21 protein-coding genes are annotated in these 14,725 nt (G+C 60.0%); 8 read left to right on the top strand and 13 right to left on the bottom strand.

Translation table 11 applies throughout. The features are described from left to right. Positions 1–4: 4 nt before the first annotated feature. The 4 genes from MWH26_RS17490 to MWH26_RS17475 all read left to right on the top strand — a co-directional run bounded on the left by MWH26_RS17490 (position 5) and on the right by MWH26_RS17475 (position 2,347). Positions 5–385, top strand: a complete 381-nt coding sequence (locus MWH26_RS17490; protein WP_244698482.1) for a hypothetical protein — start codon at positions 5–7, stop codon at positions 383–385. A 10-nt stretch (positions 386–395) separates the two neighbouring features. After that, positions 396–668, top strand: a complete 273-nt coding sequence (locus tag MWH26_RS17485; RefSeq protein WP_247975282.1) for a heavy metal-binding domain-containing protein — start codon at positions 396–398, stop codon at positions 666–668. 122 nt (positions 669–790) lie between these two features. Next, entirely contained in the window at positions 791–1,534 is a 744-nt protein-coding gene (locus MWH26_RS17480; protein ID WP_247975281.1) for an SAM-dependent methyltransferase, read from the top strand. An 81-nt stretch (positions 1,535–1,615) separates the two neighbouring features. Next, entirely contained in the window at positions 1,616–2,347 is a 732-nt protein-coding gene (locus MWH26_RS17475; protein WP_244698477.1) for a ZIP family metal transporter, read from the top strand. A 383-nt stretch (positions 2,348–2,730) separates the two neighbouring features. Here MWH26_RS17475 and MWH26_RS17470 read toward each other — a convergent pair whose 3' ends face one another. The 3 genes from MWH26_RS17470 to MWH26_RS17460 form a co-directional block, all read right to left on the bottom strand. Then, on the bottom strand, positions 2,731–4,311 hold the full coding sequence (locus tag MWH26_RS17470; RefSeq protein ID WP_247975280.1) for an OmpA family protein: 1,581 nt from the start codon (positions 4,309–4,311) through the stop codon (positions 2,731–2,733). A gap of 174 nt (positions 4,312–4,485) precedes the next feature. Next, positions 4,486–4,818 carry a hypothetical protein gene (locus tag MWH26_RS17465; RefSeq protein WP_247975279.1) on the bottom strand — a complete coding sequence of 111 codons (333 nt, stop codon included), beginning with the start codon at positions 4,816–4,818 and terminating at the stop codon, positions 4,486–4,488. 56 nt (positions 4,819–4,874) lie between these two features. Further along, the gene (locus MWH26_RS17460) at positions 4,875–5,798 is read right to left on the bottom strand and encodes a DnaJ C-terminal domain-containing protein (protein ID WP_247975278.1); all 924 of its coding nucleotides are present in this window, start codon (positions 5,796–5,798) and stop codon (positions 4,875–4,877) included. Positions 5,799–5,980: 182 nt separating this feature from the next. Between MWH26_RS17460 and MWH26_RS17455 the strand changes: the two genes are divergently transcribed. After that, positions 5,981–6,400, top strand: coding sequence for a DUF6799 domain-containing protein (locus tag MWH26_RS17455; protein ID WP_247975277.1), 420 nt, complete (start codon positions 5,981–5,983; stop codon positions 6,398–6,400). Positions 6,401–6,464: 64 nt separating this feature from the next. On the opposite strand, the gene MWH26_RS17450 is transcribed toward MWH26_RS17455, so the two are convergent. From MWH26_RS17450 to MWH26_RS17440, 3 genes are read right to left on the bottom strand one after another with little or no spacing between them, the layout of a single operon-like run. Then, on the bottom strand, positions 6,465–6,668 hold the full coding sequence (locus MWH26_RS17450; protein ID WP_244698466.1) for a hypothetical protein: 204 nt from the start codon (positions 6,666–6,668) through the stop codon (positions 6,465–6,467). 33 nt (positions 6,669–6,701) lie between these two features. Further along, positions 6,702–7,046 carry a septal ring lytic transglycosylase RlpA family protein gene (locus MWH26_RS17445; protein WP_247975276.1) on the bottom strand — a complete coding sequence of 115 codons (345 nt, stop codon included), beginning with the start codon at positions 7,044–7,046 and terminating at the stop codon, positions 6,702–6,704. A gap of 56 nt (positions 7,047–7,102) precedes the next feature. Beyond that, a complete protein-coding gene (locus MWH26_RS17440; RefSeq protein ID WP_247975275.1) occupies positions 7,103–7,930 on the bottom strand; it encodes a glycoside hydrolase family 25 protein in 828 nt (275 codons plus the stop codon). Between the two features lie 122 nt (positions 7,931–8,052). Between MWH26_RS17440 and MWH26_RS17435 the strand changes: the two genes are divergently transcribed. Further along, the gene (locus MWH26_RS17435) at positions 8,053–8,325 is read left to right on the top strand and encodes a VF530 family protein (protein WP_244698462.1); all 273 of its coding nucleotides are present in this window, start codon (positions 8,053–8,055) and stop codon (positions 8,323–8,325) included. Between the two features lie 113 nt (positions 8,326–8,438). Then, a complete protein-coding gene (locus MWH26_RS17430) occupies positions 8,439–8,762 on the top strand; it encodes a hypothetical protein (RefSeq protein ID WP_188557117.1) in 324 nt (107 codons plus the stop codon). 89 nt (positions 8,763–8,851) lie between these two features. Here MWH26_RS17430 and MWH26_RS17425 read toward each other — a convergent pair whose 3' ends face one another. The 3 genes from MWH26_RS17425 to MWH26_RS17415 form a co-directional block, all read right to left on the bottom strand. Next, positions 8,852–9,235, bottom strand: a complete 384-nt coding sequence (locus tag MWH26_RS17425) for an Hsp20/alpha crystallin family protein (RefSeq protein WP_244698460.1) — start codon at positions 9,233–9,235, stop codon at positions 8,852–8,854. Between the two features lie 187 nt (positions 9,236–9,422). After that, the gene (locus tag MWH26_RS17420) at positions 9,423–10,553 is read right to left on the bottom strand and encodes an acyltransferase family protein (protein ID WP_247975274.1); all 1,131 of its coding nucleotides are present in this window, start codon (positions 10,551–10,553) and stop codon (positions 9,423–9,425) included. A gap of 145 nt (positions 10,554–10,698) precedes the next feature. Continuing rightward, positions 10,699–11,271 carry a GNAT family N-acetyltransferase gene (locus MWH26_RS17415; RefSeq protein ID WP_244698457.1) on the bottom strand — a complete coding sequence of 191 codons (573 nt, stop codon included), beginning with the start codon at positions 11,269–11,271 and terminating at the stop codon, positions 10,699–10,701. A 105-nt stretch (positions 11,272–11,376) separates the two neighbouring features. On the opposite strand from MWH26_RS17415, the gene MWH26_RS17410 reads away from it, so the two are divergent. Continuing rightward, complete coding sequence (locus MWH26_RS17410; RefSeq protein WP_244698455.1) at positions 11,377–11,802, top strand: hypothetical protein; 426 nt, start codon at positions 11,377–11,379, stop codon at positions 11,800–11,802. Between the two features lie 172 nt (positions 11,803–11,974). Here MWH26_RS17410 and MWH26_RS17405 read toward each other — a convergent pair whose 3' ends face one another. From MWH26_RS17405 to MWH26_RS17390, 4 genes are all read right to left on the bottom strand, one after another. Continuing rightward, positions 11,975–12,229, bottom strand: coding sequence for a phosphopantetheine-binding protein (locus tag MWH26_RS17405; RefSeq protein WP_244698453.1), 255 nt, complete (start codon positions 12,227–12,229; stop codon positions 11,975–11,977). Between the two features lie 57 nt (positions 12,230–12,286). After that, positions 12,287–12,871, bottom strand: a complete 585-nt coding sequence (locus MWH26_RS17400) for an efflux RND transporter periplasmic adaptor subunit (protein ID WP_247975273.1) — start codon at positions 12,869–12,871, stop codon at positions 12,287–12,289. Positions 12,872–13,026: 155 nt separating this feature from the next. Beyond that, on the bottom strand, positions 13,027–13,479 hold the full coding sequence (locus tag MWH26_RS17395; RefSeq protein ID WP_244698449.1) for an Rrf2 family transcriptional regulator: 453 nt from the start codon (positions 13,477–13,479) through the stop codon (positions 13,027–13,029). A gap of 178 nt (positions 13,480–13,657) precedes the next feature. Next, positions 13,658–14,512, bottom strand: coding sequence for a pirin family protein (locus tag MWH26_RS17390; RefSeq protein ID WP_247975272.1), 855 nt, complete (start codon positions 14,510–14,512; stop codon positions 13,658–13,660). Positions 14,513–14,725: the final 213 nt, after the last annotated feature.

The raw sequence follows: 14,725 nt of genomic DNA, 5'->3' as shown, positions 1-14,725 counted from the left end.
TCTCATGAGCAAGCAACTCGTACTTTCTGCCCTGGCCCTGGCTACGCTGGCCCTGAACGCGTGCAGCAGCGAACCTTCAGACTGGCGCGCCGACAAAAAAGTATCGGTAGACATGGTAGAGCCTGGCAGCCGCTCTTCTGACAACTTCGACCAGAACACGGAAGAAGCCGCCCACCAATCGAAGGGTGGAGCAATTGAGCGCCCCATCAACTCGGAAGTAACCCTGGACGAGCCCAACGCCCGCGACCGGGTAACGGCCGAGGAAGTTCGTACGGCCGATGCCAAAGACGCTACCCATACCAGCAGCGCCGAGGCCATTCAGAGCGACAAAAAAGCCACCAGCGACCAAAAGGCTGAAACGGCAGAGCCTACGCCCAAAAACTAACGTCGGGCTTATGGTATCTTTTTGGAAATCAACGGTAACGGCTGTTTTGCTGGCCTCCGGAGCTGTACTGGCCGGCTGTCAGTCGAAGCCCGCGGAGCAGGCTGCCACTACGGCGGCTGCCGCCACCGCACCTGCCGATAGCACGGCGCTGCCCGTGGCCACGGCTGCCTACCTCTGCCCCATGGGCTGCGAGGGTAGCGCCAGCAACAAGCCCGGCAAATGCCCGGTTTGCGCCATGGACCTGGAGCCTAACCCGGCCGCTACGCCTGCCAAGGCGCTTTGATTTAAACAAACGGGGGTTCATATTTGCAGCGCTGTTGCAAATATGAACCCCCGTATTTGCTCATAAAACGAGAAGGGGCGTGTAAGCGCCCTTTTGTCGTTTTAGTACCTGCTCTGTTACTTATGCTGCCTGCGCCCCCCCAAGAATGGTTTAGTACCTGGTTTGACTCGCCGTACTATCATCGGCTCTACCGGGCGCGAAACGACGAGGAGGCCCGCGCTTTTCTGGCGAAATTGCTACGGTACCTGCACCCTAAGCCAGAGGCTCGCCTCTTGGACCTGGCCTGCGGCAAAGGGCGGCACGCGCTCTACCTAAGTGAGCAGGGCTATGACGTAACGGGGTTGGACCTGTCGCCGGAAAGTATTCGTTACGCCCAGCAGTTTGCCCATGAGCACCTGCACTTTCAGGTGCACGACATGCGGCAGCCTCTGCTTACTGGGCCCTTTGACTTCATTTTCAACTTGTTTACCAGCTTCGGCTACTTCGCGCAGGAGGCCGACAACGTAGTGGCTCTGCGTAACGCGGCCGCCGCCCTGCGGCCCGGGGGCAAAATGGTCATCGACTTCCTGAACACGGACCTGACCATCCGGCAGCTGGTAGCGCACGAAACTAAGCGGGTGGAAAACACGGAGTTCCGGCTGTACCGCCATTTCCAGCACGACTTCATCGTGAAAGAAATCCGCTTCCAGGACGATGAGGGCCGAGAGCAACACTTTGAGGAGCGGGTGCGCGCCCTCAGTCAGGAGCGGTTCGAGGAGTACTTCCGAATGGCGGGCCTGCGCCTGGTGGAAGTGTTAGGCGACTACCACCTCACTGCCTTCGATGCCGCTACCAGCCCCCGCATGATTTTCGTGCTCAAGAAATAAACTAGTCAGGTGGCGGCCAGGGGCAAGATCTATTAGGTCTTTCCTCCTGAGTCTGCTGCCTCACCCCTCACTTTACTGCCCATGTGGTTTGCCGTTTTTGCGTTGTTTCTGACTGTGCTGGGAGCCGGCTGGCTGACCCGACTGGTCCCAACGGCCCGCACCACCTGGATGAAGCCGCTGCTGGCTTTTAGCGGGGCCTACTTGTTCACGCTCACCGTTACGCACCTATTACCAGAGGCCCTACAGATGCAGCCCGGGCACCGAGTAGGTTACTTCGTGCTGGCGGGTTTTTTTGGGCAAATGCTGCTGGAGGTTTTCTCGCAGGGCGTGGAGCATGGACACGTTCATCATCATACTGAGCACGCGGGTAGGGTGCCTTTCCTGCTGCTGTCGTCTTTGGTTTTGCACTCGTTTCTGGAGGGTAGCATTTTGGTGAAAACCCCGGCGGCCGGCGACGTAAGCCAGAATTTCTACGCCATTCTGGCTGGGGTAGCTCTGCACCACATTCCGGCGGCCTTTGCCCTGATGGCGGCCTTGCTGCTGCGCCTGGGCTCTTTCCGGCGGGCGTTGCCCTACCTGCTGGTGTTTGCCGTGGCGGGCCCGGCCGGTATTATTGTAAGCAACTTCGTAGTGTTGGAGCAACTCCTGACCGGCGGCCTGTACGCGGCCCTGCTCGGGTTAGTAGCCGGTAACTTCCTGCACGTTTCTACTACCATTCTCTTCGAAACCAGCCCTGACCACAGCCTGAATGTGCGCAAGCTGGTAGCCACCCTGGCCGGCTTGCTGCTGGCCCTGCTAGTGGATGTGGGGTAGGAGGCCAATGGTGGCTAGTGTTAGAGTTGATTTTAGAGACGCCCACGCTAGCACTATAAATACAGAGAAGAGCTTATTTCGACCCCAAAGTCAAAGGCTGTCTTACAGAGCGCCGCCGCAGCATCTTGCATGCTGATGTTGCCATGCTACCTAACAATTCGAGCGAGATACGGTGGCGGCGCCTTTGCAAAGCGGCCCGGTAATCTGTTACCCGCTTACGCCGGAACAATAGCTACTTCAGCAGACAATTTGAGACTAGAGCAGGTACAGACTCAACACGTAACCTTAGCAAAACGAGTTAACATACTGGATTAGCTAGGGCCACAAAAAAGCGCCTTGCTCAGCTGAGCAAGGCGCTTTTTGATTTATGAACCAGCTACCAGTTAGCGGCGTGGGGTGGTCCGGCGAACCGGGGCCTTTGCAGGAGCTTTCTTGGCCGGAGCGGCGGCTTTCACCGGAGCGGGCGGAATAGCAGGAGCGGGGCCGTACTTGGTTTCAGCGGGGTTCGGGTCGCCGGGCAGGTACACGTCGAACTCTACGCGGCGGTTGAGGGCGCGGCCGGCCTCCGTGGTGTTCGGAGCAATCGGCTTGCTTTCCCCGTAGCCATGCGATACGATGCGGTCCTCCGGGATGCCTTTGCGCAGCATGTAAGCACGGGCCGAGGCAGCACGCTCATCCGAGAGACGCAGGTTGTACTCGTCGTTGCCTACGTTATCGGCGTGGGCCGAGATGCCGAGGAAGTAATCTGGGTAGTCGTTCAGGATTTGCACCAGGCCGTCCAGAGTCGGGAACGAAATCGGCTTCAAAGTCGCCTTATTGAACTCGAACTGAATGTACTTGGTAGCCTCCTGCAGACGCTTTTTCTCCTCAACCTTCATTTCCGGGCAGCCTTTGTTGGAGGCCGGGCCGGGGCGCTGCGGGCAGCGGTCCTGGTAGTCGGGTACACCGTCACCGTCGGAGTCAACGGGGCAGCCATTGGCGTCTACTTTCACGCCGCCGGGCGTGTCGGGGCACTTATCATTCTGGTCGATTACCCCGTCGTTATCGGAGTCGGGGCAGCCTTGCAGTTCAGCCTTGCCAGGAGTGTCGGGGCACTTGTCGTCGCCGTCGCGCACACCATCACCGTCCCGGTCGGGGCAGCCTTCCAGGGCCGCGAGGCCTTTCTCAGTGGGGCATTTGTCTTGGTAATCCGGAACACCGTCGCCGTCACCGTCGAGGGGGCAGCCGTTGGCATCCACAGCCACACCGGCGGGGGTACCGGGGCACTTGTCTTTGCGGTCGGAAACGCCATCCTTGTCCTCATCCTTAGCCTGACCTAGGGCAAAGTTCAGGCCCACAGTGTGCTGCAAGAACCGGTCGTCGATGCTGTTGTCGTCGCGGGCAGGGTCACCGTCAATGTTGGCATTGAGCGGGAAGTGCTGGCCGGTCTGCACAAACAGGTGCACGGCCTCGCCCAGGCGAAAGTCAATACCGGCGGCCCCGAACAAGTCAAAGTAGTTCTTGTCCTGGTCGGTGGGCTCGGTGCGGTTGTTGCGGAAGATGGTGCCCTCGCGGCTGGTGTAAGTCAGGCCCGGGGCGGCCAGCAGGTAGGGGCGTACGGGCGAATCCTCACTCAGCAGCTTGAACTTCAGGCCCAGGTTCACATTTACCACGTTGGTGGCGAAGTTGCTGCCGAAGTAAGGGGCGCCGGCCGGGGCCGTCTTCTTCAGCTCCACGTAATTGCCGCTCAGCTGCAGGTCCAGGCCGCTGGTCAGGTAGCGGCTGATCGTCAGGCCGGGCGCGTACTTGTTCTCGCTCCAGTTCCAGTAGTCAGAACCGAAGTTGCCCTTGTACTGCATGGCACTCACGTTGAGGCCGATGGCCGTCTTGCGGTCGGCAGTTTGTGCGTGCGAAGCCAGCGGGGCCAGCGCCCAGGCCGTAAGGCCGAGGGCTAACGCCTTTTGGAGGGGAATGCGTGGAGGCATAGGAAAGGGAAAAGGGTGACAAAAAAGGCAATTGCCACAGCGGGCAAGCTGGGGCTTTATACCCTGGTTAGGGGGAAAAGTTGCCCTGCTGCGTCCAAACCCGCCTACGAATCCTCCAAAACAACCAGCCAGACGCTCTCACGAAGCTGAGCGCTAGCCAGGAGGAACAAAATTTTACCGCAGGTCAATGTCCAGCATGGGCCCAGTGCCGCGCAGGAATACTTCCAATTGCCGGACTCGGGCCCGCTGCTGGCTGAGCTCCTGCTGAAGCTGCTCCAAGCGCTGACGCATGGCCAGAATTACCTCCAGACTGTCCTTGCTCAAGCCCAACTCGTGGTGCAGGCGAGCCAGCAGGGCCACATGGTCGGGCTCTTCGTGCAGGGCGTTGGGCGTGTCTGGGGCCGCATGCAGAAGCCCAAGCTCCAAGAACTCCCGCACATCGGTTTCGCTTAGCCCGTAGCGGGTAGCGCACTCGTGAAAAGAGAGGATGATATGATGCGTTTCCATGAGAGGTAGCAGTTTTCGAGACTCAAGGACAAACAAAAGGGCTAATACGGCTGTGGTTATTTCCGTAGCTCAGCCAGCTGACGAAACAACTCCTTTTCCTTCTCGCTCAGGTTCTGGGGTAGCGTGAGCGTTAGGCGCAGGTATAAGTCGCCGAACTGCCCGGACTGGCGGTAGACTGGGAACCCCTTGCCGCGCAGGCGTAGGCGGGTGCCATTCGGCGTTTCGGGCTTGATGGTGATTTTCACCGGGCCCGACAAGGTTTCTACTACCTGCTCGCCGCCTAGCAAGGCCGTGTAAATGCTCACGGGCACATCCATGGTTAAATCGTTGCCGGCGCGGGAATAGCGGGCGTCGGGCTGAATGCGCAGGGTAATGTAGAGCGAGCCGGCGGGCCCGCCGTTGCGGCCCGGCCCACCCTGGTCGCGCAGCCGAATGACCTGCCCATCTTCCACGCCTGGGTGAATGGTAAGGCGCAGATTTTTGCCATTAACCGTGAGCGTGCGGGGGCCGCCGTGGTAGGCCTCGGCCAAGGTCAGTTCCAGCTCGGCCTGGTAGTCCTGGCCGGCGCGGGGCCGGGTACTGCTCCCCTGGCTACCCCCACCCATGCCCCCAAACATGGAGCTAAAGAAATCGGAGAAGTCGGCGCCTCCAAACGGGTTGTCTTCGCCCCCGAAGCTGCCGCCCTGGGCGTACTGCGACCAGTCGAAGCCAGCTCCGTTGCCCTGGCTGCCCCGGCCCGCGCCCGCCTGCTGATAACGCTGCCAGTCGGCGCCCAATTGGTCGTACTTCTGGCGCTTGTCGTCGTCGCTAAGAACTTCGTGGGCCTCGTTGATTTCCTTGAACTTGCGTTCGGCCTCGGCGTTGTTGGGGTTCACGTCGGGGTGGTACTGGCGGGCCAGCTTGCGGTAGGCTTTCTTGATCTGGTCCTTGGTGGCCGATTTATCGAGGCCCAGAATCTGGTAGTAGTCTTTGTAATCCACGGGGCAGGTGATAACAGGGGAGAGCCAAGGCCCGCTACCGGGCGTTTGGAAGCTACTGCTAAAACGAATCCGGCTCGGGCGAGGTTACCCAACCAACATTGCGAAATTCGGCCCGTATTTTGTATTTTACAGCTACCGTACCCAGCGGTGTTTTTCTCCAATTCTCTCATTTTCCACCCACTATGAAACGGTATCCTACTACTATTTTGGCCACGCTTTTGCTAGCCGCAGCCGCTACCCTCAGCGCCCAGGCGCAAACCAAGCTGCCTCCCCGCCGGCCCGTGCAGCCCCGGGCCAAAGCCGCCGCTCCGGTGGGCCTGACCATGAAGGATGGCTTCCTGATGAAGGGGGGCAAAGTAATGATGACGCGCGACGCCCACACCGAGGCCCTAACCTCGGAAACGGCCCTGGTAAATGGTACTAAAGTTCGGGCCGATGGCACCGTGACCCTGGCTGACGGCACAACGGCCATGCTCAAAGAAGGCGACTACATGTCCTTGACAGGCCGGATGACCACCAAAGCCATGCGCGCCGAGCAGGACAGCCTGTTGCAGCTCGCCAAAAACGGCGGCAAGGTCAAAATGAAAAAGAAAGTCAAGTAAGCCAGCCCCTGGCCTACTACCTACCGCGGGGCGGTCTGGCACAAAGCCGGGCCGCCCCGTGGCGTTAGCGGCGGCCGGTTTGGGTGTAGTCCTGGAAAATGAGGACCACCTCGGCCTCGTCGCGGGCTTCCACTACCTCGTCCATTACAAACTGAATTTCGGTTTCCGACCAGCCCTGGGCTTCGGCCGCCTTTACAAAGGCACCGAGCTGAACGAAGCGGTTGGCCTCGGCCGGAATGGTCCACTGAACTTTCTTACGAATACGCATGGGCTAAGCGAGGCACCGACGAGCGGCGCGGGATTATTTGGCTTTCCGGACAACTTTTAACTCTACTGGCGCTACGCCGGCATCCACGATACCAATCTTGCGGGCCGCCTTGCGCGAGAGGTCAATGACGCGGCCTTTGGCGTGGGGCCCCCGGTCAGTAACTTTCACTTTTACGGAGCGGTGGTTGCGCGGATTAGTGACGCGCACAATGGTGCCAAAAGGCAACGTGTTGTGCGCCGCCGTGCGTTTGCCGCCCCGGTACACGGTACCGCTGGCCGTTTTGCGGCCTTCAAACTTATCAGCATAGTATGAGGCCTTGCCAGATTGGGTAAAGGTATTCGCGCCCCCGGCGCAGGCCGTAACCAATGCCAAAGTCAAAAGCAGGAACCCAGAGCGGAGGTAAGAAAACAAAGCAAAACCCATAAAATGGCAGATTAGTTGGCCCTGGCGCTACGGCCGCGGGGCGGAATGCGCAGGGCCAACAGGCGCTGAAAGTTGCCCTGAAATACGTTAAAGTCGACGGTACCCCGAATGCCGGGCACGTAAGCCTCGTCGGAATGCTGCCAGATAATCCACTTTTCGCGGGGTAGCACGGGGCTTTCTACCTCATAGTGCGCTAGCCAAAGCGGGTACTTATCGAAGTGCCCAGCCAGGTGACGCTTGTAAAAACTGTAGTTGGAGTACAGAATGGGCCGCACCCCGTAGTGGCGCTCCACCAGCCGCAGCCAGGTAGCCACGCCCCGCCGCATCTGGGCCACGTCGTGAAACTCGGCGTGTTCCACGTCTAGCACCGGGGGTAAGTCGCCGGGAGCCAGGGGCACGGTACGCGTAAACAGGCTGGCCTGGCGGGTGGCGTCGTAGTTAGGCTGGAAATAATGGTAGGCCCCGCGGTAAATGCCCGCCGCCTGGGCACCCTGCCAGTTTCGCTTGAAGCGCGCGTCGTGCAGAGTAACGCCCTCCGTGGCCTTAATAAAGGCAAACCGCACCTTGTGCCCGGCCACTTGGCCCCAGTCGATGCGGCCTTGGTAGGCCGACACGTCGATGCCGTGCACGGAGTAGCCGGCCAGCAGCGGGGTACGTTCGCGGCCCGTTAGGTGGGGGCTGATAAAGGAGGCGTACACGCGCCGGACGTAGCGGTTGAGCTGGCGCTGGTGCCGCCAGTAAAACACGAGGCTCCCAACCAGCAAGGCCAAAAAAGCCAGCGGCAGCACCCGGCGCCATACCAGGCGAAAGCCAGAACGAGAACGGCGGGAAGCAGTCATAGAACCAGGGCAAGTTGCCAAAGGTAACGTTGGGGAAGGACGATGTGGTGCCTTAACCGGGCGAAACCACCCGAAAGACGCCCGCTTTTTCGCACTTTTGTACTTACACGTTGCCTTTTGCCATGCCCGATTTGCCCAACCTCCCCGATGCCCGCGACGAGTCCGGCCACCTTATTCGTGAGCTGCACGGCGTCACGCTGGCCCAGATTCTGGAGTACCTGGTGGCCGCGTACGGCTGGCCCGAGCTGGATAACCGGATTCGGATCAACTGCTTCGCCGTAAATCCCAGCATCAAGTCCAGCCTCACCTTCCTGCGCCGTACGCCCTGGGCCCGCGCCAAGGTCGAGGAGCTCTACATTCGTACCCGCACCGCCGAGGTGTTGGGCAAGAAGTGAACAGGCGAGTTAGTGAAATTAGGAAGCGGTAAAATCAGGTAGTCAAAAAGTACGCTCGATTACCACCTCACTTCATCACCCAATCACCCTCCATCTCACCATTTTACCGCCTCATGGCTGACGTGTCGCAGAAATCCGGGCCGCTGGCCGTGTTGGCAGGAGCCGGGCTGTTCGTGCTCTTTGAACTAGTGGCCTACCAGGTGTTGCGCCTAGCTACTTCCGGCTTGGGCATGAGCAACCAGATGCAGCCGGAAAACACGATTGTCAGCAATTGGGTGAAAACGGTGGTGTTTCTGTTGCTGCACCTCGCGCTGGTGGTGGTAGCGGTGCTGGTGCTCAGCAACCGCCTACCCCGGCGCTACCGGGGGCAATTGATGGGCTGGTTCTACCTGTCTTTACTCACGGGTTTTCTGCTGCTTTGGCCTCTATTCGACTAGTATGAGCACAAAAAAGCCACTACCAGGCGGCAGTGGCAGGTGAAACCATAGGGCCGGTCGGTCCCGGCGTTATAGTCGGCTAACGGCAATTAGCGCTGCTTGATGTTGATTTCGCGGGGCTCCGTGGCCGCGTTGTGGTACGGGATGCGCACGTGCAGCTCCTGACCTTCGAACACGGCATCAATGCGGCTCAGGTCGAGGGTAGCCGGCAAGGTAAGCGTGCGGGTGAACAAGGGAGCCGCCAGCTTATCCTCCGCCGAGTGGCGGTACTCGGCAAAGACCGTCAGCACGTTGTTGTTAAGCACGACATGGAAGTTCTCGGGGCTCACCGAAGGAGCAGCAACGCGCACGACCACGCCCTTCTCCTGCTTGTCAATCCGTAGCATGGCCTGGGCAATACCTCCGCCCAAGGTGTTAAGCAGGTCGAGTTGCGGGGCAATGTTCCGGATAAAATCCTTGCTGATAAGATTCATGGTTGGGTTCCTCTCTAGATTGTGTATCAGGCTTATTTCAAAACCTGTACCAACCTGAATACAACCGCCTCCAGCGCTAGATAGTGACGAATTGGCCGTTTATAGTCGGTTTATGGATGCTTTAGCAGCCATTGTGTCCGAAACAGGTTGTGTGTTGCTTTTCCTATCTGGGTGAAACTGCCAATGCCTACACCTGCCTAGCTGGCCGATCAGCCGAGGGAGCGTAGGAAAAGTACCGCTTGAGGTTGTTGAAGGGGCGCTCCAACCACCGCCAAGAAATGCCGGCCAAGGCCAGTGTTATCGGCGTCAGCACTAAGCTCATTCGCCAGGGGTTCATCCAATAGGCCAGGAGTGTTTGGCTGGCGGGTTCTGCTGCCCACAGCCGGTATATCAACCGTTGGTACACCACCACCGCAGGCAAGTGATACAGATACAAGCCGTAACTGCGCGTACCCACCCACTGAACAACTGGGTGCAGCAGCAGTGCTCGGGTGAAACGATAGGGCGTGTGTAGTACCCAGCCCAGCAAGCCAGCAGCTCCCAATGCCGCGGCACCCAACCCCACCACCAGGAAAGATGCCTCCCATTCAGACGGGGAAACCATGTGCAACAGGCTGATAGCTAGCCATGTACTCCAGCCCAGAGCCGCCAGCCAGCCGTAACCCCACCAGCGGGCCGGTAGGTGCGTTTCCAGCAGCCGCAGGAGCCCGCCCGCCGCAAAGGCGTCCAGATTGGCCGGCATGAGCACGAAGGTGAACGGTAACGGCGCGTTTCTGATCCATACCAACCGAAAGACGAAAGCCCCCACCATAAGGCCAGCTAGTAACCAGCCTTGTTTCCGGGTAGGCCAGAAAAGCAATAGCACCGGCCAGAGGGCGTAGAATTGCTCCTCAACGGCCAACGACCAGAAGTGGCCGACGCCTTCGCCCCATTGTTGTAAGCGGTAAAACAGCACGTTGGAGCCGTGCAGCACGTACCAGGGCCAGTACTGCCGTATGCTTGCCAGAGGCAAGAGGGCGCAGAGCACCAGAGTGAAGTAGTAGCCCGGCAAAATCCGCAGCGCCCTTCGACAATAAAACAGCACCAATGCCCGGCCGGTACTCATAATGCCGGCTTCCACCTGGGCCCGCTGGTGCCAGACAATGCCCGTAATTAGGTAGCCGCTCAAAACGAAAAACGTAGTGAGACTGGCCTCACCGAATGGTAGCGACATGGGCAGCCAGTGTTGGGCTACCACTAGCACAACTCCAATGGCCCGAATGCCATCCAGCTCGGGGCGAAACGTAAGTCGGGAACCGGTCGGGGAAGGTAGCATCATGCAGCAGGAAGGGGCGCAAAGTACGGCATCAAGCGCCGCATTGCTGACGCCGTACCTGCCACCTGCGGGGCGCATGGTGGGCACGTTAGCAGTTGGGGCCCCAGCAATGCGGCGCTAGTTACCAGGCGCAACTACCCACATTGCCCTAAGCTTGTTGGGCCCCGGTGGTTTTATCCGTGGCCATAATATCCCGCTCAAAATGCAGGTAGCCTTCCGCATCGGGGGTAGGGGAAGTGAGGCGGAAGGCGTTTTGCTGCAGAATCCGCTGGGCTCCCAAGTTATCGAGGGTGGTACGGGCGGTGAGGTGCCGGACCATCCCGGTATCGGCGGCGTGGCGCACCAGGCCAGCTACCAGTTCTGTGCCCAGGCCCCGGCCCCGCCAGTCGTCGGCTATGGAAAAACCGATTTCGACGCTACCCTCCACGGGTGGGCCATGAAAGCCCCCGGTGCCGATCAGCACGTTGGTCGGAGTTTCCGCCCCCGCCCGCAGGATGGCGTACCACCCGTACCACCCCGCCGCGGTGCGGCCCCCAGCCGTGAGCTGGGCCAGGAAGTAGCGCATGGCTTCCTCATCGTACTCGCCCGGGGGCCAGTGGGCCGGTAGCTGGGCGCCCAGCAGAATAGGAAAATACTGGGGCTTAGTAAGTTCAGCGGTGAGCAGGGCCCGGCTGGCGGCTACCAGCGTTAGCCGGGAGGTATAGGCAATCAGAGCAATCATGGGAAAAGATACGGAGTTCGTCGAATAAGGGCGTAAATGGAGGCGGCCGCCCGATGGGTTGCCCGTCTTGGCGCGTATATTTGATTTCTCCCTGCCTCCTGCCTGATGCTGCCAGCCGCCCCAGAGTTTGTTGAAGTTACCCACCGCGCCGACCTGGATGTGTTGCTAATCCGGTGGATGCGGAAAGTGACGCTGGAAGAAATGTGCGCGGGCTACCACTACGTGCTGGAGCGCGCCGCCGAGCACCGCTGCCGGCAGTGGCTGCTCGATGCCCGACGCCGCTTCAATACCGACCGGGACGGGGCCCACTGGATGATTACCAGCTTCCTGCCTACCCTGCACGCCCGTTTGGGTGGCCGGACCTACCTGGCCTACCTGCTCGTGCCCGTCATTATGCGGGATGTTGAAGCCGATGCGGCCTTTCCGCCCGCCAGTTTTTTTGAAGGCAAGCCCTTTGCCGCCGAGCGCTTCATTGATGAACGGGAGGCTGTTGCGTGGCTGCAGGAGGCTCGCCAGCAGCCCGTAGCCTAGTGTAGGCCGGGCAGTCACTAGCGGCTAGTACCCGGAAACAAATGTTGCGCTGGTCGTGCTGAGCGAAGGGAAAAATATGGGCTACTGCTTGGGTGGTAAGTCCAGATTCCGTGCTTCACTTGGCACGGCCAGCGCCGCAACCAGTACGCTAGTGAACGTCCAGTTCACTTACTTACTCATTCACCAGCTCACTTAAATGGGTGTCCACGCAGTCGAGCACGTCCTGGACGGTGCGGAGGTCTTCCAGTTCGGGGTCGGGAATTTCGATGTGGAACCGGTGTTCGAGGTTGATGACCAGCTCGACCATATCGATGGAGTCCAGGCCTACGTCTTCGTGCAGGCGGGAGGTAGGAGTGAGGTGCAGGGCGGGGTTGCGGTGTTTTTTGCGCAACATGCGCTCTACCTGGTAGCGGATGAGCTGTTCCATAGTCTGGTATGAAAGCAGGTAAGAGGGAAAAAGTAAAGAGCAGCGTTTGCAGCCGAGCTACTCAACGCTAGACAGCAGCAAGGTGGTATCGGCCGCAACCAGGCCCGAGGCAAGCTGCGCCACCACCGTCTGGGGCGTGAGGTAGTCGCCGGTAGTCACGGCCGTGCCCGTAATAACGCCATCGGCCGGGGCCGTCACGAACACGAAGCTGAGCATGGGCACGGCCCGGGCTAGCTGGGCGCGGGTGTCCGTGAGTTGGGTTTCGGCCGCCGTGAGGACCGCCGCGGCCGGATGAGTGGCTTGCAGAACCTCGTAGGCGCGCAGCTGTTGGGCAAGGCGGGCCTGCAACTGCTGCTGGGTTACGCTGGGCAGCTTTTCTACCAGCTTCAGCAGCAACTGCCCTTTGCGTACGCGCTGGCCTTCGTGGAAATACACTTCCCACACCCGCCCGGCGGTGGCGCTACGAACTGCCTGCGCGGTGGCATAAGTTGGGGGCTCCGCGGACGTGGCTGCGGAGAAGTGGGAGGTAGCTAGTAGGGGTAGGCTCGCGCCCGGCGCTTCGGCCGGGGTAAGCCACAGGGGCAACAGGAAGCTTCCTGCCGCGACGAGGAGCACGAGCCCCACGCCAAGTATCTTTTTCATGGGTAAAACGCCGGCACATCCGACGAAGCCAGTTGCCACTACCGCAGCAAGCCGGCCGATGCCTTCTGGGCGCGCTAGGGGGTAGCGCGGGCAGAAGACGGTGAGAAACAGTGAGTAACCAGGGTGGTTACATTTTTGGTTAAATAAAAAAGGCTCTAGCCCGAAGCATCCGTGCAACCGCCGGGCAAGCGCTTGCCCAGTTCCTGCATCACCTGCTGTACCGTCACGGCGGCCAGGGCAGCCCGCATGGCTTCAATGGCCGGCCCGAACAGACCCTCCAGCGTTTCCTGCATCACGCTGCCCAGGTCGCAGTGGGTGTTGGGGTTGGTGCTTCCCACTTGAAACAGGTCGGGCTCACTGGCCTGCATGGCCCGAAACACATCGAGCAGGGTGATTTCGGCGGCGGGCCGGGCCAGGACGGTGCCCCCGCCCGCGCCGCGCTGGCTTTGCACCAGGCCCGCCTCGCGCAGTGTGCTCATAAGCCGGCGCACAACCACTGGGTGCGTACCCGCACTGCTGGCCAGCACCTCCGACGAAACTGGCTGCCCCGGCTGGGCATGCGCCAGGTAGGCCAGAATGTGCGTGGCAACTGCAAAGCGAGTGTTCATGAGGAATTAGTAACAGATTCGGTTACAAATGTACGACGAGAAAAGATTGGGCGCAATCTTTTCCGTGAGGCACCTGAGTACGAACGTAAATTGGAAGCCATGGGGTAGGTGGGGCCGCATCAGCACAGCCCACTGCAGCAGACGATTACCGAGCCCGATTACTTTACGCCGACCCCAGTTATTCTTCCCAGCGCCCAAACTTCCCAGCCTGATAATCCTGGTAAGCCTGGCGGATTTCCTGCTCGGTGTTCATCACGAAGGGGCCGTAGGACACAATGGGCTCCTGGAAGGGTTGGGCGTGGCCCAGCAGCAGCACGGCTTCTTCCAGGGCTTCAATGTGCAACTCGTCGCCGTCGTAGTTGAACTCGACCAACTGGCGGGCCTGGGTTTCCTGGCCGTTTACGCGCAGGCGGCCGCGCACGGTGTAGAAGAAAATGGTATGGCTGGCCGGAATGGTTAAAGCGAGTTTGCCGCCCGCCTGGAAGTTAATGGTAGCCAGCTGAATATCGGCCAGCGGCGTTACGGCTCCGGCCGTGCCGGCCCAGTTACCCGATACAGCGTGCACCACCACCCGGCCCTCATCCAGGGAAGCCGTCGGAATTTCTGGCTCCTGCAACCCGATGTAGCGCGGCTCCACCATCTTATCCTTGGCCGGCAGGTTTACCCACAGCTGCAGAATTTCCAAGGGTCCACCGGTGCGCTTAAACTCCGGCGAGGAAACCTCCGCGTGAATCAGGCCCCTACCTGCTGTCATCCACTGAATGCCGCCCGGCCCGATGATGCTCTGGTGCCCGCCCGTGTCCTGGTGCATAATGTCGCCCTCCAAAATGAACGTCACCGTCTCGAAGCCGCGGTGGGGGTGGGGGCCGAAGGGTAGGCCCTGGTTGTTCGGTCGGTACACCTGGGGGCCGTGGTGGTTCAGGAACAGAAACGGGTCGAGGTGCTCTACGGAGTTCGTAGGTAGCGCCCGGTAGGTAACCAGATCGGCAATGGGCGCATTCTGGGCGCGGTGCTGGGTGTTAATAGTGCGCATGGCAAGCAACGGGTAAGGAAAGGTGCACTTGCATACCAGCAGCCCCCAGGAATGGTTTTAAAAACCTGTTCGGCCCGGCCGGGGGCTTCTTCCCGGCGGATAGAAAGCAACAGTTCCTGAAATAATCGATTCGTCTTACAAAGGCGCCACCACCGCATCTCGCGTGCTGGCGTTGCCCTACCCCTAACAATTCGAGCGAGATGCGGCGGTGGC

The organism is Hymenobacter sublimis, from assembly GCF_023101345.1.
GTDB lineage: Bacteria > Bacteroidota > Bacteroidia > Cytophagales > Hymenobacteraceae > Hymenobacter > Hymenobacter sublimis.
This window is presented reverse-complemented; position numbering and strand designations above follow the sequence as displayed.